This window comes from Lewinella cohaerens DSM 23179, from assembly GCF_000379805.1.
In the GTDB taxonomy this organism is placed as follows: Bacteria; Bacteroidota; Bacteroidia; order Chitinophagales; family Saprospiraceae; genus Lewinella; species Lewinella cohaerens.
The window spans coordinates 1-20,754 of sequence record NZ_KB903571.1 but is presented as its reverse complement, the minus strand read 5'-3'; the positions used below and the strand labels follow the sequence as shown (position 1 = coordinate 20,754).

Annotated in this window: 13 protein-coding genes, 2 rRNA genes and 1 pseudogene; 9 read left to right on the top strand and 7 right to left on the bottom strand. The window is 44.0% G+C overall.

The window, feature by feature from the left end; genetic code table 11:
- Nucleotides 1-381: 381 nt before the first annotated feature.
- Nucleotides 382-897, bottom strand: a complete 516-nt coding sequence (locus A3EU_RS0123045; RefSeq protein WP_020538563.1) for an OmpH/Skp family outer membrane protein — start codon at nt 895-897, stop codon at nt 382-384.
- Between the two features lie 518 nt (nt 898-1,415).
- On the opposite strand from A3EU_RS0123045, the pseudogene A3EU_RS35600 reads away from it, so the two are divergent.
- Nucleotides 1,416-1,823, top strand: a pseudogene (locus A3EU_RS35600) (glycoside hydrolase family 73 protein); the annotation flags it as partial.
- 51 nt (nt 1,824-1,874) lie between these two features.
- On the opposite strand, the gene A3EU_RS0123030 reads toward A3EU_RS35600, so the two are convergent.
- The gene (locus tag A3EU_RS0123030; RefSeq protein ID WP_020538560.1) at nt 1,875-2,465 is read right to left on the bottom strand and encodes a hypothetical protein; all 591 of its coding nucleotides are present in this window, start codon (nt 2,463-2,465) and stop codon (nt 1,875-1,877) included.
- A gap of 96 nt (nt 2,466-2,561) precedes the next feature.
- Here A3EU_RS0123030 and ligA point away from each other — a divergent pair, with 96 nt between their 5' ends.
- The 6 genes from ligA to A3EU_RS0123000 all read left to right on the top strand — a co-directional run bounded on the left by ligA (nt 2,562) and on the right by A3EU_RS0123000 (nt 8,923).
- Nucleotides 2,562-4,694, top strand: a complete 2,133-nt coding sequence (ligA, locus tag A3EU_RS0123025; protein ID WP_020538559.1) for an NAD-dependent DNA ligase LigA — start codon at nt 2,562-2,564, stop codon at nt 4,692-4,694.
- Nucleotides 4,691-4,963, top strand: coding sequence for a hypothetical protein (locus tag A3EU_RS34875; protein ID WP_020538558.1), 273 nt, complete (start codon nt 4,691-4,693; stop codon nt 4,961-4,963). Before ligA ends, A3EU_RS34875 begins: the two co-directional genes overlap by 4 nt.
- A 48-nt stretch (nt 4,964-5,011) precedes the next feature.
- Nucleotides 5,012-6,355 carry a tRNA (N(6)-L-threonylcarbamoyladenosine(37)-C(2))-methylthiotransferase MtaB gene (gene mtaB / locus A3EU_RS0123015; RefSeq protein ID WP_020538557.1) on the top strand — a complete coding sequence of 448 codons (1,344 nt, stop codon included), beginning with the start codon at nt 5,012-5,014 and terminating at the stop codon, nt 6,353-6,355.
- A 134-nt stretch (nt 6,356-6,489) separates the two neighbouring features.
- Nucleotides 6,490-7,668 carry a fatty acid desaturase family protein gene (locus A3EU_RS0123010; protein WP_020538556.1) on the top strand — a complete coding sequence of 393 codons (1,179 nt, stop codon included), beginning with the start codon at nt 6,490-6,492 and terminating at the stop codon, nt 7,666-7,668.
- 133 nt (nt 7,669-7,801) lie between these two features.
- Nucleotides 7,802-8,194 carry a hypothetical protein gene (locus tag A3EU_RS33220; RefSeq protein WP_020538555.1) on the top strand — a complete coding sequence of 131 codons (393 nt, stop codon included), beginning with the start codon at nt 7,802-7,804 and terminating at the stop codon, nt 8,192-8,194.
- Between the two features lie 27 nt (nt 8,195-8,221).
- A complete protein-coding gene (locus tag A3EU_RS0123000) occupies nt 8,222-8,923 on the top strand; it encodes a rhomboid family intramembrane serine protease (protein WP_020538554.1) in 702 nt (233 codons plus the stop codon).
- On the opposite strand, the gene A3EU_RS0122995 is transcribed toward A3EU_RS0123000, so the two are convergent.
- Entirely contained in the window at nt 8,856-10,151 is a 1,296-nt protein-coding gene (locus A3EU_RS0122995; RefSeq protein WP_020538553.1) for an O-antigen ligase family protein, read from the bottom strand. The two genes, A3EU_RS0123000 and A3EU_RS0122995, sit on opposite strands and share 68 nt — an antisense overlap.
- A gap of 133 nt (nt 10,152-10,284) precedes the next feature.
- Here A3EU_RS0122995 and A3EU_RS0122990 point away from each other — a divergent pair, with 133 nt between their 5' ends.
- On the top strand, nt 10,285-12,261 hold the full coding sequence (locus A3EU_RS0122990; RefSeq protein WP_020538552.1) for a tetratricopeptide repeat protein: 1,977 nt from the start codon (nt 10,285-10,287) through the stop codon (nt 12,259-12,261).
- A 21-nt stretch (nt 12,262-12,282) separates the two neighbouring features.
- Nucleotides 12,283-15,285: a serine hydrolase domain-containing protein gene (locus tag A3EU_RS0122985; protein WP_245569392.1), complete on the top strand. Its 3,003-nt coding sequence runs from the start codon at nt 12,283-12,285 to the stop codon at nt 15,283-15,285.
- A 71-nt stretch (nt 15,286-15,356) separates the two neighbouring features.
- On the opposite strand, the gene A3EU_RS0122980 is transcribed toward A3EU_RS0122985, so the two are convergent.
- From A3EU_RS0122980 to A3EU_RS0122965, 4 genes are all read right to left on the bottom strand, one after another.
- Nucleotides 15,357-15,884: a lipocalin family protein gene (locus A3EU_RS0122980; RefSeq protein WP_020538550.1), complete on the bottom strand. Its 528-nt coding sequence runs from the start codon at nt 15,882-15,884 to the stop codon at nt 15,357-15,359.
- A 217-nt stretch (nt 15,885-16,101) separates the two neighbouring features.
- A complete protein-coding gene (locus A3EU_RS31495; RefSeq protein ID WP_020538549.1) occupies nt 16,102-17,007 on the bottom strand; it encodes a thiol reductase thioredoxin in 906 nt (301 codons plus the stop codon).
- 263 nt (nt 17,008-17,270) lie between these two features.
- Nucleotides 17,271-17,380: ribosomal RNA gene (gene rrf / locus A3EU_RS0122970) — 5S ribosomal RNA — on the bottom strand.
- Nucleotides 17,381-17,508: 128 nt separating this feature from the next.
- Nucleotides 17,509-20,338, bottom strand: a 23S ribosomal RNA gene (locus tag A3EU_RS0122965).
- Nucleotides 20,339-20,754: the final 416 nt, after the last annotated feature.

Genomic DNA, 20,754 nt, shown 5'->3' with positions numbered 1-20,754 from the left:
ATTTTGGATGCAGTCCTAGATGACTTTAATGTATCCTATGATGTCCCTGCAGCTACCGGTAACTAAGTATAGCTATTGAGCCATAATAAATATGACGCCGCTATTCTTCAACTATGCTAATCACATCAAAAACAACATGAGTCATCCCGAATTTTGATTGTCATCAAAATCCGTGCTGACCAACTGCAAAACCTATCGTTAAAGACGAAACCCCATGATTTCTACTAGTGAAATCATGGGGTTTCGTACAAATAGTCAGATAAATCACTCTTTTCAGATGCTTAATGACTAGTTCTTAGTTGTAGTCAGCTTGGATTTTGGCCTAAGCCAAAATTCGGGATGACTCATTTAAAGTCCCCCGAGATTCAAGGCAATCTTCCTTTACTCTTCTATACCCAACTCGGCTTTCACCAAAGGCATAATATCTTCTGACTCTTGGGCATACATGATGGCGCCAAAAATACTGGTATCAAAAATCATCACAAAACCATTCTCCTTGGCAACTGCGTCAATTGCAGCCTGAGCACGCTCTACGATTGGCGCTAGCATAGTATTACGCTTCTTGCTAATCGTATTGATGATTACCTGCTCGTAATTTTGGATTTCTAACTGACGCTTTTCCAGCGCAGCTTGCTGTGCTTGTTGCTTAACCGGCGTCAGACCTCCTCCTTGCACCGCTTGCACAAAAGCCGTAGCGTCACGTTGGAACTGCTGAGCCATCGTTTCTCCGGTAGCCACCATCGTAGCTTGCATAATTTCCAGGCTATCATTCGCAGCAACAGCCTCCGGCATCTGAGCGATAAGGTTACCCAAATTGAGGTGACCGTAACGATCTTGTCCTTGTAAACTAACGAGGCTGACGATAAGTACAGCACTAAGTAATATTATCTTCTTCATAGGTAGTTTCAATTTTATCGAGCGCAAAGGTACGCTTTTCCGAGATTGTGGGAAATAGGCGATGTAAAAACAGTTCATTTATATAAAAAATTGCTCTCCGCAACAAAAATGTTTGCAATTATTTGTTTCTAAAACAATAATGTTTAAATTTGTTTTAAATTCAAACATATAGTGTCATGAAACCTTACGAAAACCTCACCCCTGCCAGACTAAAAGCTTCCTTTGAACTGTATTGGAAAAACTTCGAAGACTGGTTCCGCCGCCGCTGGCTGGGCATGTGCGCCTTGTTACTATTAGCATGGATGGTGACTCATAAAGATATTTCCATCAACTTTTCTATGCAAAAAGGGGAGGGTGGTTTTTTGACGACTACTTCACAATCTCTCTTCTTTGATCCATTTGAAGATGACGAAGTACAAGCCCAAAATGTTTCTCTGCATCATTCTGAAAAAAACGAAGCTAACCTCACCCCTGCACAACGAGAGAAACGCCGCAAGCAATTGGCTTATGTTAGCACTTATCAAACATTAGCGGCTAAAGAAATGAGTACTTATCGTATTCCATCTAGCATCACCCTAGCTCAAGGATTACTGGAAAGCAATGTTGGTGAAAGCCGGCTAGCCAGGGAAAACAACAACCACTTTGGCATTAAATGTTTCTCAAAGCGATGTGCAAAAGGGCATTGTACAAACTTCAACGATGATCACCACAAAGACTTTTTTCGAAAGTTCCAGACGGTAGAAGAGAGCTTCGCTGCCCACAGCAAACTCCTACAAAAGGATCGTTACCAAAAGCTTTTCCGCTTAAAGACGACCGATTATAAAGGCTGGGCCAGAGGATTGAAGAAAGCAGGTTACGCCACAGATCCACGGTATGCTGATAAGCTGATCCGAATTATTGAAGACTTGGAACTTTACCAATACGACGTTTAAGGGGTTAGGAAATAAATAATCTACACATCTCCCTAAACCAAACATTTATGGTTTTATCGGATACAACCCTATCCGGCGACCAACACATTGTATAGCTGCTCGCAATGCTTCTTGCTGCTCGTCATTAAGCATCAGGGTACGGTTTTGCTTTTCATACTCTACCCTAATTTGAGCGACCTTATGATAAGCCAATTTGTAGTAATAATCTAATGGAATTGGGCAAGTATGCTGGTAAACCCGCATATTGATAGTCCGATCGAACTCTCCTTCATCGGGGATATTATAAAAACCTATGACGGAATCATCATCCAGCAAAAGCTTAACGTTCATTCCAGGTTTGATGGGCTGAAGTTTATACTCTGGCAAGACAAGGTTAAAAAAGAAGCTACTGATACTGTCGTTTTCAGAATACAACAAAATAGCTTCTGCCTCTTCGATTATTTTCGGACCATCCTCCAGCTCGTATCTACTAGGAATCAGATAACCTAATGCCACTACCTCCGAACCAATCGTACGCAAACTATCAAAAGGATCTACTTCGTCAAAAGCGATTGCACATTTGACGTCACCCTGCGTAAAAGCAGGTGTCAGGAGGAATAGAAAGGCAGAAAAAATCAGTAACAATGACTTAGCCATAGAAAATTTATATTTTACAACACAAAGGTAAGTAACCAAGAGCAACTAGTTTTTCTAACTTTGGGTTTGAATATTTACTAAGTAGCATTTTAAAGCATGACTTACAGTTCACCTGTACAAAAGGAACTAGTTAACCGCTCCAAAGCCTATCTGGAAGGTGATGCCGCGCTGCTGGCGCAATCTCCTGCTATTCGTAACGCCCAATTGCGTGAAATGATTGTTTTTCACGAATGGCGATACTATATCCACAACGATCCGGTGCTTAGTGATTTTGAATACGACCAGCTGTACAAAATGCTGGAAGCACTGGAAAAAGATTATCCGGAATTCATCACCGCCGATTCACCTACCCAACGGGTATCTAGTGATGTAAGTAACGATTTTCCTACCGTTCCTCACCTTACCCCCATGCTGTCGCTTGCAAATAGTTATAACGCAGAGGATTTGCAGGAGTTTGACCAGCAGGTAAAACGGATGTTGAACATGGCAGAAGACGAGGATATCGTTTATGCCGTAGAGCCTAAATTTGACGGAGGAAGCGTTGCCCTTGTTTACGAAAACGACCAACTTGTAAGGGCCGCTACCCGAGGCAATGGTCAGGAAGGAGAAGAAATGACGGCCAATGCAAGGGCTATTCGCTCTGTACCCTTAAGTGCTTCTTTCAGTGATTTAAACATCTCTAAAGTAGAGTTGCGGGGCGAAGTGCTCATCAGGAAAGATAAGTTTGAAGCTATCAATAAGAAACGGGCAGCAGAAGGGATAAGTTTGTTTGCGAATCCTCGCAACACCGCTACGGGAGGGCTACGAATGAAAGACCCCAGAGAAGTTGCCGACCGTAACTTAGAGGCTTTTCTTTACACCCTTGGTTATGCGACAAATGACGCTGGTGAAAACAAGCTTGACGCTATCCCTACTCACTATGAAAGCTTAGACTTACTGGAGAAACTAGGTTTCAAAGTACCAATTGATGGCAAAGAACGCAAGCTCTGCAAAAACATACAGGAGGTCATTGAATTTTGTACGACCTGGGAAAACGGTCGTGAAGCCTATGCCTACGAAGTAGATGGCATGGTTGTAAAAGTAAACGACAGAACCCTCCAAGAACGCGCTGGGCACACCAGCCACCATCCTCGCTGGGCTATTGCTTATAAATTTGCGGCCAAGCAAGCAACGACTAAACTAGATGCCGTAGAATACCAGATTGGCAAAATTGGCTCTATCACGCCAGTGGCTAAAGTTGCGCCAGTGTCTTTGGCAGGTGTAACGATTTCTTCCATCTCTTTACACAATGAAGATTTTATTTCCGAAAAGGACCTACGCCTGGGCGATACGGTATTGATTGAACGTGCCGGTGATGTTATTCCCTACATCGTCAAAGCACTTGATGATTTACGGGATGGAAGTGAATTACCCATCGTTTTCCCCGATAAATGTCCATCTTGCGCTACGCCGCTGATACGAGAAGAAGGAGAAGCTGCCTGGCGTTGTCCCAACTATGAATGCCCTGCACAAGTACTCCAGCGGATCATCTTCCATGTTTCCAAACCGGCGATGAATATTGATGGACTGGGCCGTTCCATTGTTGAGCGTTTCATGGAACAAGGTTGGGTGAAAACATTGCCAGACATTTATCGCCTGGAGTATGACAAAATTGCTCAACTGGAGGGTTTTGGCCCCAAATCCGCTACCAACTTGAGAGCGGCTATTGATGAGGCTAAACAAAATCCTATTTACCGCCTTTTGCACAGTTTAAGTATCCATCACCTTGGTAAAAAAATTTCAAAGCTACTGGCCGCAGAGCTTGAGCATGTCTTACAACTAAAAGACTGGACCTACGATGACTATGTACACATCAAAGATGTAGGGCCTACCGTGGCAGAAAACGTTAGTGCCTATTTTTCTGATCCTGCAAACATTGCCATGCTCGAAGAGTTAGAAGCACTGGGGGTAAACCTTACAGCTACCGAAGCAGACCAACCCGTGGCAGCCGTTACAGAAGGTCCATTTCTAGGAAAAACCATCTTGTTCACTGGAAAGCTTTTACAAATGAGCCGTAAAGAAGCCCAAGAAAAAGCCGTTGCAGCTGGTGCTAAAAACATCAGTGCCGTGAGTGGCAACCTTGATATTTTAGTCGTTGGAGAGAAGGCTGGTTCAAAACTAAAGAAAGCGCAGGCGCTTGGCACCGTAAAAATTATGACAGAGGACGAATTCCTGGCGCAGATCGGATGATGATCAAAGAACTCATTGACCGCCTACCGGACGGCTATTCAGAAGGCTTGTACCAAGAACGAAAATACGGAATTACAAAATCCACTTTCAATAATGGTAAGTCCAGCAAAGTTTTCGCCCAGGAGCTGGGAGGTCGTAATTTTATTAGCTTAAATTTTTACAGAACCAGTCAAAAAGACCTTCTGAAGCCTTGCCAGATGCCAGAAGCTAAGGTCCTGGATTTTTTGACTAAAGTTGTCTTACAAAGTTCTGACTACCGAAATAACTAACAGCTAAGGAAAAAGCCTTAATTTTGCGGTTCGAACTAAAATCAGATCATGGCCACGCCACGCACGGTTGCCTTTCATACTTTAGGCTGTAAGCTTAACTATTCGGAAACATCGGCCATTGGTCGCCAGTTTGAGGATGCTGGTTATGGAGCAGTTCCATTTAAGGATGGTGCTGATATCTATGTAATCAACACTTGTTCGGTGACTGAATTTGCGGATAAAAAATGCCGTAATGTGGTTCGTCGTGCTTTACGCAAAAACGAACACGCTAAAGTGGTGGTCGTTGGCTGTTATGCTCAGCTAAAGCCACAAGAGATTGCTGACATCCCAGGAGTAGACTTGGTCTTAGGAGCTTCCGAAAAATTTCGGATTCTTGATTACATCGACGATATCAGTCAAGCACCAGGCAAAGGCATGGTGAAAGCCGGAGAAGTAAAAGAAGCTAAAGACTTTATTCACGCCTTTAGTTTTGGAGACCGTACCCGGTCTTTTCTGAAAGTACAAGACGGATGTGATTACAAATGCTCTTTTTGCACCATCCCGTTGGCGCGAGGCAATAGCCGAAGTAATACTGTAGAAAGTGTTGTGGCCAACGCCCGTGAAATTGCCAAAATGGGAACCNGTGAAGTGGTATTGACCGGCGTAAACATCGGCGATTTCGGCAACGGTACCGAAGTTATTGAAGGTACCCGTCCGAAAAAAGAAGCCCTCTTTATCGACCTGATTCGCGAATTAGATAAAGTCGAAGGAATTGAGCGGTTCCGGATATCGAGCATCGAGCCCAACTTGTGTACCGAAGAAATCATTGAATTCGTTGCGCAATCACAACGTTTCGCGCCCCATTTCCACATTCCGCTACAGTCAGGCAACAACAAACAGCTTCAGGCCATGCGTCGCCGTTACAAGCGTGAACTATACGCTGAGCGGGTCGCACTCATCAGGAAGCACCTTCCTCATTGTTGTATTGGGGTAGATGTAATTGTTGGCTTCCCCGGAGAAACCGAAGAAGATTTTTTGGAGACTTACAATTTCATCAATAGCTTGGATATTAGCTATCTCCATGTCTTTACTTATTCTGAGCGAGCCAACACCCCTGCAGCTGAGTTGCCAGAGGTCGTACCTATGCAAGAGCGCCGTCGGAGAAATCAAATGCTCAATATTTTGAGCGAAAAAAAGAAGCGTAGTTTCTATGAATCCCAACTCGGAAACACGCGCAATGTTTTACTTGAAAAAGGCAAAAAAAGTGGTCGATTAACTGGCTTTACGGACAACTACGTCAAAGTAGATGTGGCTTTAGAGGCTACCTGGATCAACCACGTTGTTCCGATGAAATTGCACACCATCAATGAAGATGGCTTGGTAAATGCCGACCTCCATTCTACATTAGTTTAGAGCTATAGGGACCGTATTTAACTAAATAATTGGATGCCAGATTACCGTCATTTTCCAACTTTTTGCCCCTCCTTTCCCTTATATTCCGTACTTTCAGGATTTTATATAGCAGCCCTCGCCACGTAAAATATGCTATGAGAATTCCTTCTCGTATTTATAGTAGATTGTACTGGCGACAGATCATCAAACTTATGCAGAATACAAGAGCCGTAAAATTTAATGTGGAGGACCAGCCTGAGTTTTTCAAGGAACTTCGGCAGCGTGTCAACCAGTACTTCAAGGAGCGTGAGATTTCTCGTCATGCTAATTTGAACATGAAATTCAAAACAGGTTTCATGATTGCTTTGTACATCATCCCGTTATCTCTTTTGATTGCCGGTGTTACACAAAGCTTCGGATGGAGTTTCTTAATGTGGGTACTAATGGGGTTAGGAATGTCGGGTATTGGTTTATCCATTATGCACGATGCCAACCACGGAGCATACTCCAAGAATAAGAACGTAAACAACGCATTAGGTTTCCTCGTAAATCTAATCGGTGGATATCATGTCAATTGGAAAATCCAGCACAACGTACTTCACCATTCCTTTACCAATATCCACGAGCACGATGAGGATATTCAGAAAGCTATTTTACGATTAACCCCAGACACCAAACGCAAACCGATCCACCGGTTGCAGATCTTTTACGCACCAATGCTTTACTCTTTAATGACCATCTACTGGTTCCTTAGTAAGGATTTTGAGCAACTGGTTCGATATCGTAAAAAGAATCTACTTGGTACTCAAGGAAAAACTTTCAAACAAGCAATGCTAGAGGTTTCTCTTTATAAACTGGGGTACGTTATTGTGACCATCGTTCTTCCACTTGCTGTTGGAGGACAAGTATGGTGGCATTTTCTGATCGGATTCTTAGCCATGCATTTCATTTGTGGAATGATTCTGGCATTAATTTTTCAGCCAGCACACGTTATTGAAGAAACCGAATTTTTCCACACTGATGAAGATGGAAGTGTTGAAAACAATTGGGCTATTCACCAATTGAAAACAACTGCCAATTTCGCTAACGGAAGCCGTTTCTTCTCTTGGTTCATTGGAGGTCTCAACTATCAAGTTGAGCACCATTTGTTTCCTAACGTTTGTCATGTCCATTACCGGAATCTTTCTCCTATTGTAAAAGCTACTGCTGAGGAGTTTAATATTCCTTACCATGAGCACAAGACCTTCTACGGTGCAGTAAAAAGCCACTTTACCTTACTCTACAAACTAGGTAATGGCCAGTACGATATCGAACACGCGCGCGCAGTAGCGTAAGCGACATTTAACAAATCCATTGAAACAATCATCCCGGGCTTTGCTAGTAGCAAAGTCCGGGATAATTATTTAGCGCCACTTGTACTTTTCCCTGAACCGCTATTTTATTTACCTTTATTAGAAAGAACAAACTATGAAAGCTATCCTTTTGCTTTTTTCGCTATCGATTTTCCTTGCCAATACTTGTGAAGATGCAGATACCTTCCCTCTGGGAGTCTCCTTTACCCTGTCTCCTCAGCAGGAACTAGTAAATAAATCGGCAAACATGACTGTCAAATGGCTAGAGGTCTCCGAAGACTCTCGTTGTCCTAAGAACACTAACTGCGTATGGGAAGGACAAGCAAAAGTAAACTTACTGGTTAATGGAGATCCTTTGACCTTGACGCTCAGAGATGGTAAACCAGAAGAAGCTCAAGCACTTGTTGGCAATTATATCTTCACGGCAGAAACGCTTAGCCCCTACCCTGAAGGGGAAACAATTGCCCCTGCTGATTATCGCTTACAACTTAAGATAAGTAGCCTCTAAGATTATTCTTTACCAACGACACCACATATGTTCTTCCCTATCGGCGACGACCAAGTAAAAGGAGGGTATTTCCCTTTTTTTAGCTATACTTTTATCGCCATTAACGTTCTGGTATTTGTTTATCAAGCATCCTTGTCCATTCCTGGATTTGAACAATTTGTCTATACCTATGGCAGCATCCCCAAGGAAACGCTTGCAGGGCAGGATACTTTCACCCTTTTCACCAGTATGTTTTTACATGGAAGCTGGATGCACTTGTTGGGTAACATGCTCTTCCTTTGGATTTTTGCGGATAATATCGAAGCCACAATTGGTAATTTCCGCTTCCTGGTTTTCTACCTCATCGGAGGCCTTGCTGCTCACGCGGGACATATTTACTTCAACATGGGAAGCGAAATCCCAACAGTGGGGGCCAGTGGTGCAATTTCTGCCGTAATGGGTGCATATCTGGTCATGTATCCAACTTCAAAAATTAAAATGCTGGTACTGGTCTTTTTTATCCGAGTGCCCGCCTTCATTTTCCTCATCTTTTGGATTGTACAGCAAGTTACGTTGGGTAATCAATCGCTACAATCTATGACCAACGAGACTGCTGGTGTAGCTTGGTGGGCACATATTACCGGTTTTGTTTTTGGTTTGGTAGCAGGTCTTTTTTACAGGCTTAATTACCCACATCCGGGGCAAATGCTCCCCGATCATTCTCCTTTTGATCGGACAGACCTCCTGTAAGATAAAACCGTGCAGCCATCAACAAAAAGGTTAGGTAAATAGCGGTACCTAGTTGCGTTTCCAGCGTTTGCTCAATAATAAACGACGGGATCGCTATTGCTAAAAAGCTACCCAATAGTGCGTATTGCCAACCTTTTTTATAAAAAAGTGGTAGGAATGTTACAACAATAAACACCAGTAAACCAAACCACCCCACTCCCGCGTATTGCCATACATACTGGCTTTGTGGAGTAAAACCAGAACCCGCTACTCCGGGATAATTCGCCTTTAAGTACACTTCTGTTTCATCCCTAATATCACCAATACCAACCCCCAAAAAAGGCGCTTCATTCCCCATTGCCAAGCCAGCTTGGATAGTGCCCACCCGGTGAGAATCAGAAAGTTCAGTCCTATTATTATCGTGCCGGATATTATAAATATTATAAAGCGTATAATCTATTTTGTTCTGCAAAGAAGGGATAGTCAGGTAGGCCGTAGCCATGCCTCCAACCAATAGTAATGTTGTGATAATTCCGAACCACCAGCGCCGTCGCAGAATGATTTCTCTGATCAAAAAATAGAACAAGACGCCGTACAACGCTACCAAACCACTACGGACGGCTAGGACGTGTAAGAAAACAATAAGAAACCCTGTGATAAAAAACTGCACAGCTCGTTCCCATTTGTACCGCCAGGTCCATTTTTCTTGTAAAAAAGTAATCCCGATAGCTACACAATAAGCCACCATAAGACTAAAACGAATATGCATAACCGGGGTCGGTAGCACTTGGCCTTTTTTGTAAGCCAAGGTCATCTCCGAAAAATGGAGGAGGTACCAAGCAAAGAGGTAAAGACAAATGGCACTTAGCAGGAAATAAAAAATATATAATAGTGGATAGTATACACTACGATCAAATTTAGGAATTGCAAGCAAGCCTGCTGGCATAAGTAGAAAAGGCAAACGCATCCGCATTCGGTTGGCCCAATAATCTGTATTTTCGGACCATAACCCACTAATGCCCCATACCAAAAAAAGAAGGACTATTGACCAAAAAACAGGGTGCTTTAGCAGGGTTTGTATGTTTTTTTTGACGTCTGGGTTAAGTACCCAAACGATGGCTAAGCCAATGACTCCCATACTCATCATCGCGGATGATACCACAAGGCCTACCAGTATAAATAGTAAGGCCAGTACTCCAATAAACTGATAAGTGGGTGGTCCGAGTAGTTTTTTTATTCCTTCATTCATGCAGTGTAAAGATAGACTCGATTTTCGAACGCTACCTCTTTATTGGTATTGCTTTTACAGCTTGCTTTAAATTATGGGATTACTACCAACAATTTTTCTAAATTAGCACACTACAGATAGCTTCCCCGTTCCTATGGCCAAGAAAGATAAAAAAACAAGTAAGAAAAAAGTAAAAACCCTCCCTACCGCCTGGGCTTGGCTAGGGCGTACCCGTTTGGTTGCGGGAGGTTTATTTTTACTCAGTGTATTATTATACGCTAATACCTTCTCTCATGATTTTGCACAGGATGACGCTATCGTTATCACTGAAAACATGTTTACCACAGAAGGCATATCAGGTATACCAGGCCTTTTTCAGTATGACACCTTCTATGGTTTTTTCAAAGTAGAAGGCAAGGCAAAACTAGTAGCTGGCGGCCGCTACCGACCTTTGACACCAGCCATGTTTGCGGTAGAATATGGCTTATTAGGAGCCAACCCGGCGATAATGCATGTGTTTAATGCCCTTTGGTACGGGCTAACAGTAGTGATGCTCTATCTGTTATTACTAACAATGTTTAAATCCCGTAAATCCTGGGATAGTCAAATTAGTTTGCTAGGCATTTATTGGATACCACTTCTTGCTGCTTTTATTTTCGCAGTACACCCATTGCATACTGAGGCCGTTGCCAATATTAAAGGTCGTGACGAAATCATTACCCTCTTAGGCAGTCTTACCAGTTTGTGGCTACTTTTTAAAGGAGGGACCACGCGCTCTATACTGGCAGGACTTTGCTTCTTTATTGCTTTACTAGCTAAAGAAAATGCGATAACCTTTTTAGGCGTCGCCCCATTAGCGTTTTTCATTTTCACACAGGCTAAGGCTGGAGATATTATCAAGCGCATTTCGCCGCTGCTCGTCGCAGCCATTCTCTTCCTTATTATTCGAGGCGCTATTTTGGGGTGGGACGTAGGTGCTCCCAGTCAAGAACTTATGAACAACCCTTTCCTCAAATTAGAACAAGGGCGTTGGGTCGACTTTTCAGCTGGCGAAAAAGCAGCTACTATTACTTACACCCTTGGCAAATATGCCCAATTACTGGTTGCGCCAGTACAACTCACCCACGATTATTACCCCCGCCAGATAGACATTATGCGTTTTAGTGACTGGCGAGTATTAGGGAGTTTACTTTTGTATCTGGGTTTATTGATCTATGGTCTATGGGGGCTTGCCCGTAAAAACATTGGTAGCTTTGCCGTACTATACTTTCTCGGAACACTTTCCTTGGTATCCAACATCGTCTTCCCTGTAGGCACCAATATGTCAGAACGCTTTCTCTTTATGCCTTCGGTTGGCTTCGCACTACTGGTCGCATGGGGCTTATTTACGTATCTAAAAAATCAACGCTTGGCAACAGGGATCGTACTAGGTTTTGGTGTGGTTTTAATGGCACTAACGGTATTACGCAATCCCGCTTGGGAAAATAATTACACCCTCTTTACTACCGATATTCACGCTTCACCAAATAGCGCCAAACTGCGAAATGCAATGGCAGGAGAATTATCGGTACAATGGGCAAACTTACCCCCCGAACAACAACCTGCTCGGCAGTCGATGTTACAGGAAGCACTAGGTCATATTGACGAAGCTATTCGTATTCACCCTACTTACAAACAGGCTTACTTCATCAAAGGCAACATTCTTAATTACCTTAAGCAGTACGACGCATCAATTCAAGCTTATCAGCAAGCTCGCCAAATTGACCCTGGCTACGATCAGGCATTTGACAACCTCATAATCACTTACCGAGATGCGGGCCGTTTTTACGGAGAGCAAAAAGGCGACGTAAAGACAGCTATTCAATACCTCGATCAAGCCTATCAAGCCATGCCCGAGGATTATGAGACCATCAGACTTTTAGGAGTTGCCAACGGCATTGCCGGTAATACTCCTCGAACAATAGAGTTGTTTACCAAAAACACCCAGCTCCAACCCAATAATGCCCGTGCCTGGTATGACCTGGGCTCGGCCTACATGAACAATCAACAACCCGAAGCCGCCAACCAAGCCCTACAACGAGCTCGACAAATAGACCCTGACATTGAAACTAAAGTGCGTGCCGGAAACTAATTTCAACCCCCAGTTATGAACATGCGTATTCTCTTTCGTACGCTCGCCCTCGCGGGTATACTTTTGCTAGCAAACGAGCCTTTATCCGCTCAGTACCATGCTAATCTTGACCAATCCAATGCCCAAGAAGCCATCTGGGTTGATTCCGTTTTTCGGAGTATGAATTTTGAGCAACGCCTCGGGCAATTGTTCATGATTCGAGCACATTCCAACCTCGGTTCTAATCACGAAGCTGCGGTAGAACGACTCATTCGTGACTACCACGTTGGAGGACTTTGTTTTTTCCAGGGTACTCCTGAGGCACAAATACGCCTTATCAACCGTTACCAAGCGAAAGCCAATCTCCCTATTATGGTAGCCATGGATGCTGAGTGGGGCCTGAATATGCGGATGAAAAGTGTACAGGATTTCCCGCGTCAATTGATGTTGGGCGCTATTCGTAATAACGGATTAATATACGAACTAGGAAGTGAAATTGCCCGGCAAATGCATAGGGTAGGGGTACACGTAAATTTTGCACCCGTTGTAGATGTTAACAACAATGCTAACAACCCTGTTATCGGCACTCGCTCATTTGGAGAAGACCGGCTCAATGTCGCCATTAAAGGCGTAAACTATATGCGTGGTATGCAAGACAATGATATTGTGGCTTGCGCCAAACATTTTCCTGGCCATGGAGATACCGATGTAGACTCTCATTTTGACCTACCTATTATCCCCCATTCCCGCCAGCGCCTGGACAGCATTGAACTTTACCCATTTCGGTCATTGATCGACCATGGAGTGGGTAGCGTCATGGTGGCGCATCTTCAAGTGCCAGCCTTGGAGCCTAGAGAAAACTACCCTACGTCCCTCTCCGCCGCAACAGTAAACGGTGTCTTACGTGACCAATTGGGTTTTCATGGTCTTACCTTCACAGATGGACTGGAAATGAAAGGTGTTACCAAACATTTTGGTGACGGCGAAGTAGAAGCCGCCTCCTTGATGGCCGGCAATGATATCCTGCTCCTTCCTGAGAGCTTAGCCAATGCAGAATTAAAAATCAAGCAGTATATAGAGGACGGTCAATTCAGTGAAAGAGAATTTGAACGGAAGGTTAAACGTGTATTACGGGCTAAATACAGAATGGGCCTACATACTTTCAGCTCCATCCCCGAAGAAAATGCCTTGGCAGACCTTAACAGCGCTGATGCATTAATGCTAAAAGAACAATTAGTAGAGAATGCGCTGACACTCGTTCGTAACGATGGAGGCCTACTCCCTATCAAAGAGATTGCTCGAAAACATCGTGCAGCACTGGCAATTGGCAGCAGTAAACAAACCGTTTTCCAAAAACGGTTGCTGGATTACGCGCCCGTTGATTTACTACATACAGATAGCGATGTTTCAGAAGAAGAGGCCACTAAGTTACTTAATCGCCTCGCCGAAGAAGAGCTAGTCATTGTCAGCATGCATAACATGGGCCGTTCTGCGAGTAGTAATTTTGGAATAAAATCTTCGACCTTACGTTTTTTACAAAGACTCCACCAGCAAAATGACGTCGTACTCGTTATTTTTGGAAACCCATATAGCCTGAAGTTTTTTGACGAACAAGGTGTTGTTGTAGAAGCCTATAACGAAGATGATGTAACCCAGGACAAAACAGCTCAGGCTATTTTTGGAGCTATTGGATTCAACGGACGCCTGCCCATTACGGCTTCTCCAAAAAGTCATTACAATGCGGGACTGAGCACCAGCAAACTGTTTCGGCTTGGATACGGCGTTCCTGAGAGCGTAGGTATCAATACTGATAGTCTCCAAAGGTATGTACGAGCATTGGCACAAGATGCTATTGATAGCCGAGCTACTCCTGGTTGTGTAGTTTTAGTCGCACGCCATGGAAAAGTGGTATTCCATGAAGCTTTTGGCCACCACACTTACGCACGCCAAAGGGAGGTGAGCAAAGATGACATCTACGACCTTGCTTCGGTTACCAAAGTAGCAGCAACAACGATTGCCATCATGGACCTGGTACAAACTGGGCAACTTGACCTTGATCAGACCTTGGGGCATTATTTACCAGAACTGAAAGGCAGTAATAAAGACCAATTAGTCATTCGTGAAATACTGGCTCATCGAGCAGCCCTGAAACCGTGGATTCCCTTTTACACAGGCACCCTTGATAATAGAGGAAGAAGGTCCGGAGAACTTTATCGTTCTACACCCGGTGGGGATTACAATGTACAAGTAAGTGATAATATCTTCCTTCGTGAAAACTACATTGACTCTATTTGGTACAGTATCTATCAATCTGATCTTCGTAGTAATAATAATTACCGTTATAGCGATCTCGGCTTTTACTACCTTGCTCGCCTGGTAGAAAAACTGAGCCAACAAGGACTAAATGATTACGTCCGACAGCGTTTTTATGAACCGCTCGGCCTATTTAACATTGACTTTCAGCCTCGCAAGCGTTTTTCGCTTAATCGTATCCCTCCTACCGAGATGGATAATTATTGGCGTAAGCAAACTGTTCACGGCTATGTTCATGATATGGGAGCAGCAATGCTAGGTGGTGTAAGTGGTCATGCCGGGCTCTTTGGCAACGCCCACGACCTAGCCGTTTTATGGCAAATGCTACTCCAAAGAGGCATTTATGGTAACCATGTGTTTTTGAAGCCAGATATTGTCAGGGAATTCACTACTCGCTTTGGAGACGAAACTCGTCGAGGTATAGGCTTTGACATGAAGCAACTCAACCCCAACCGGAGCCAAAACATAGCGCAACAAGCTAGTCGTCGCACTTTTGGCCACCTAGGCTTTACAGGAACCTGTGTATGGGCAGACCCTACCGAAGAATTGGTATTTGTATTCTTATCTAACCGCACCTACCCGTCTATGCGAAACAATAAACTTGGCCGTGAAAACTACCGTCCCAAGATACAAGCTGCGGCTTATAATGCTATTTTTCGTAAAATAGCAAGTCCTCCTGTTCTTCCCATAGAAGGTGCCGCATTACCAGAGAAAATAGAATCAGGAACATAAAAGCCTCACCTTAAACGACTAAAGGCCATCCGTTAAAAGCGGATGGCCTTTAGTAATTATCTACACTGGCGTTATTGCCTTTCGAAAACGGATAACGTTTCACTTTCTGTTTCAATCAAAGTCCCACCAAAGTTTACATCAACCGATGTTTCCTGTTTTAATTTCAACGAGGAGTTATTAAGTTCTATAATAATATAGGACTCTTGATCACCATTCGCATAATCTAAATTGAGAACATCACCGATGATCTCCCAGCTTGTATCATTATCTGCAAATTGCGTCATTACTTCTGTTGAGCTACTTGCACTACCGCCATCAATCGTTTGTGTTGTTTCAATGGTGAATTCGCCAATCTGGCTGTTTATTGTATTAGGATTCTGCGCAAAGGTTAATTGAAAATCAGACGAAAGAATGGCAATATCAGTATTTATTGTTGACGAACTTCCTCCCGTAGTGGTAACAGTGGTAGAAGTCCCATCAGAAGAAACCAGTGCCCAGGTCCCGGCAAGGTTATCTTCGGTGAAACCTGGTTCATCATCTCCACAGGAAGATATTATTAAAGCTATCGCAAAAAAAGAAAGAAAAAAGAGGCGTTTCATAAAAGAATTTATTTAGGTTTAAAAATTAAACCAAGATAATAAATCGACAATCCACGTGGTCTATTTCTATGTTATATTAACGATAATAAGCAGATTCCAACTTTATCAGGTTATAAAATATGAAAATGGGGAGGGGCTTCTCTAAAAAAGGCCATTAGATCAGTGATCCAATGGCCTTTTATGCCTATTGAAGAAATAGGCCAATTATACGTTTCTCTTACCTGCTCTCCTTATCCGCCAACATTGCTAGAAGCACCTTGGTTGCATTTTCATTTGCAGCATCTAGTTGTAGTGATTTTAGATAATTCGTAGTTGCTAGTGCACTGTCGCCTACTCTAAGATATGCCTCTCCTAAAGAATCAAAAGTATTTCCAGATTCCGGGTAGAGGAGTGTGTTCAACCTGAAGGCTAGAATAGCTTGATCATATTTACCTGCGTCCATTAGCACATAGCCCAGCGTATTTAGTTCCCCTTCATTTTTTGAATAATGCTTTAAATAAGACGCATTCTTCGTAATCAATGTATCTACTGCATCCAGGCTTTCCTCCCCAAATTGAGTGAGTAAATAATTCGCAAGGTAATAATCAGGCCGAGGCGACAAGCCAGCAAAAATCTGAGCAATATCCGTTTCTAAAGAAGAAACGGGGCCTTCTACGATCCGTCCAACTTCTTCTCCATTTTTGTAAAACAAAAAGGTCGGTACACGGTGAATATTCAGGCCATCTTCTTCTCTATTAGGGCCTTGTTTCATTTTCCCCGACCGGTTATCTAAACCTATCAGTTCTACGTTGCTCATGTTCATAATAGAATGATCAACAATCTTCAAAAAGCGGGTCACTTCTCGCTTACTATCACCACACCAGGTTCCCAGGTATATTTTTACACTAACACCCTCATCATAATACTCATTCACCTTCTCTACTCTTTCTTCATCAATGGAATAGCTTTCGTACACTGTATTGTACCACTTAGAGAAAGGTTCCTCGTTAAGTTGACTCCTCGAAATTGTTCCCAAAAGGTGAAGGTCTCCTTTGCTTGTTAAATATTGATTCTCTTCATTTTGTCCGAATGACTCCGTTAAACTAAAAAAAGACAAGGTTCCTATCAATAGAATAATTCTCATAATCGTCATAATTTGTAGGGTGATTAATACTACAAATATGTACGCTTCAGCATTAGGATTCCCCCAATAGACTGTTAATGAATATTAAGGCAATGCAAATAGGACAGTAGAGTAATCTTAATAGGAGGGAGGTAAACATCGAAGCCCCAACATTTCAGTGCTGAGGCAGGCTTGTGTAATGTGTAATGTGTAATGTGTAATGTAATGGAGGTAAGTAAAACAGGAGAAGGGCCACTCGCGATATGCGAATGACCCTTCATAAAAATTGGCAGCGACCTACTCTCCCACCTAAAGGCAGTACCATCGGCGCTAAAGAGCTTAACTTCTCTGTTCGGAATGGGAAGAGGTGAACCTCCTTGCTATAGCCACCAATTAATCTTTACAGTTCGTAAACTGCGTTATTTCTATTGGTTTATCAATGATAAACACAGACAAGAAAAGGGATAAAGTTGTAGTACACTTCGCTTACTACCGCAAAGCGTTAAGTAAAGTTATATTTTAAAAAGGAAGCTTTCGGGTAATTAGTACTACTTGGCTCCATACATTACTGCACTTCCACCTATAGCCTATCAACGTAGTCATCTTCTACGACCCTCATGGAATACTCATCTTAGAGTTGGCTTCGTGCTTAGATGCTTTCAGCGCTTATCCATTCCGAACATAGCTACCCTGCAATGCAGCTGGCGCCACAACAGGTACACTAGAGGTTCGTCCATCCCGGTCCTCTCGTACTGGAGACAGATCTCTTCAATATTCCTACGCCCACAACAGATAGAGACCGAACTGTCTTGCGACGTTCTGAACCCAGCTCGCGTGCCACTTTAATGGGCGAACAGCCCAACCCTTGGGACCTTCTCCAGCCCCAGGATGTGACGAGCCGACATCGAGGTGCCAAACCTCCCCGTCGATGTGAGCTCTTGGGGGAGATCAGCCTGTTATCCCCGGAGTACCTTTTATCCTTTGAGCGATAGCCCTTCCATGCGGAACTACCGGATCACTTAAGCCTGCTTTCGCACCTGATCGAGATGTCTCTCTCCCAGTCAAGCACCCTTATACTCATACGCTCTTCGCATGATTACCAACCATGCTGAGGGTACCTTTGCGAGCCTCCGTTACTCTTTAGGAGGCGACCACCCCAGTCAAACTACCCACCACACAATGTCCTCCAGTTGTTGCTGGAGTTAGTATCAAACTATAAGAAGGGTGGTATTTCAAGGACGACTCCACAACAACTGGCGCTGCCGCTTCGTAGTCTCCCACCTATCCTACACATCTTATAGCCTAACACAATGTGAAGCTGTAGTAAAGGTTCACGGGGTCTTTTCGTCCCGTTGCGGGTAATCGGCATCTTCACCGATACTTCAATTTCACCGAGCTCATGGCTGAGACAGTGCCCAGATCGTTACACCATTCGTGCAGGTCGGAACTTACCCGACAAGGAATTTCGCTACCTTAGGACCGTTATAGTTACGGCCGCCGTTTACTGGGGCTTCAGTCAATAGCTTTGGGTTACCCCTAACTACCTTCCTTAACCTTCCAGCACCGGGCAGGTGTCAGACCCTATACTTCATCTTTCGATTTCGCAGAGTCCTGTGTTTTTGCTAAACAGTCGCCTGGGCCTTTTCACTGCGCCCACTACTAGAGTGGGGACGCTTCTCCCGAAGTTACGCGTCTAATTTGCCTAGTTCCTTAGCCATGAATCACTCGAGCGCCTGAGGATACTCTCCTCGACTACCTGTGTCGGTTTACGGTACGGGCTGCTTCACTCGCTGTTTCTTGGAAGTCGCTTCAATGGATTATCAGTTCGGACCGGAGCCCTCCCTGTACTATCCCACACTTTCATGTGGTTCAACGTACTATTCCGTCAGTACGCACCATCTACACGCCTCCGTCACTTTCATTGTGAGCAGGTACGGGAATATTAACCCGTTTGCCATCGGCTTCGCCTTGCGGCTACACCTTAGGTCCCGACTAACCCTGTTCTGATTAGCATCGAACGAGGAACCCTTAGTCTTACGGCGACAAGGTTTCTCACCTTGTTTATCGTTACTCATGCCTACATTTGCTTTTGTAGCCAGTCCACCATGCCTCACAGCACAGCTTCTGCCCAACTACAATGCTCCCCTACCAATCCTTACGGATTCCATAGCTTCGGTGGTTTACTTAATGCCCGAGTATTTTCCGCGCAAGAACGCTCGACTAGTGAGCTGTTACGCACTCTTTAAATGAATGGCTGCTTCCAAGCCAACATCCTAGCTGTCTTAGCATCCTCACATCGTTCATGCAACTTAGTAAACACTTGGGGACCTTAGCTGATGGTCTGGGTTGTTTCCCTCTTGGCAATGGACCTTAGCACCCACTGCCTCACTGCCAGTGCAATGTCATGGCATTCGGAGTTCGTCAGGGGTTGGTAGGCGGTGAAGCCCCCTAGCCCTATCGGTAGCTCTACCTCCATGACACTCTATCTGACGCTGCACCTAAATGCATTTCGGGGAGTACGAGCTATCTCCTGGTTTGATTGGCCTTTCACCCCTACCCACAGGTCATCCGAACATTTTTCAACATGTACCGGTTCGGTCCTCCAGTTGGAGACTATCCAACCTTCAACCTGCCCATGGGTAGATCACCAGGTTTCGCGTCTACCCCTACTAGCTTACGCCCTATTCAGACTCGCTTTCGCTTCGCCTACAGCCCTGAAGGCCTTAAACTCGCTAGTAAGGTGTAACTCGTAGGCTCATTATGCAAAAGGCACGCCGTCATCCCGATAAATCGGGACTCCGACCGCTTGTAAGCGCACGGTTTCAGGGTCTTTTCACTCCCCTTCTGGGGGTTCTTTTCACCTTTCCCTCACGGTACTGGTTCACTATCGGTCTCTCAGGAGTATTTAGCCTTAGCGGATGGTGCCGCTAGATTCAGACAGGATTTCTCCGGTCCCGCCTTACTCAGGATACTCGCCCACTTGTTCACTTTACGTGTACAAGACTTTCACTTTCTATGGTATGCCTTTCCAGAGCATTTCCACTTCTGTGAACAAGCTTTATGCAAGTCCTACAACCCCACCACGACGTATCATGATGGTTTGGGCTAATCCGCGTTCGCTCGCCACTACTTGCGGAATCACTATTGTTTTCTATTCCTCCGACTACTTAGATGTTTCAGTTCATCGGGTTTCCGTCTTTCGACGACAGGTCTTCAACCTGCCGGGTTTCCCCATTCGGACATCTACGGATTATAGGTCGTTTGCACCTCCCCGTAGCTTTTCGCAGCTTACCACGTCCTTCGTCGTCTCTGAGAGCCTAGGCATCCCCCGTGCGCCCTTATTCGCTTCCTAGTCTTAATTTCCACAAGGAAAATTAATCTTAGAACTCAAATAGTGCACCCTGATTAATAATCAGGTAATTCCAACTTAAAGATGGAATGCAAATGAGTTATTATATGTAAGACAAATTGTTAAAACAATTAGTCAATTCTTTATCTCAAACGCTTTAAACGGAGCTTATGTACATCAATTCTATTCCGAAGAACAAAATCAACAACATATGCTTAGTCTACTACAATCAAATACTATAAATAATATTTGATGTTACTTTATCCCTCCTTGTCAATGAACTTTTTGAAAACCTAACGTTCTTTCTTATTGCTTCAGGTCGGCTAGAACCCACTCTCATTGCCTAACAATGAAATCCACAACAGCGGATAAAACAGTTCTCAAGGAACATAAGCTGGTAACGAACCAGTTAACCTCTA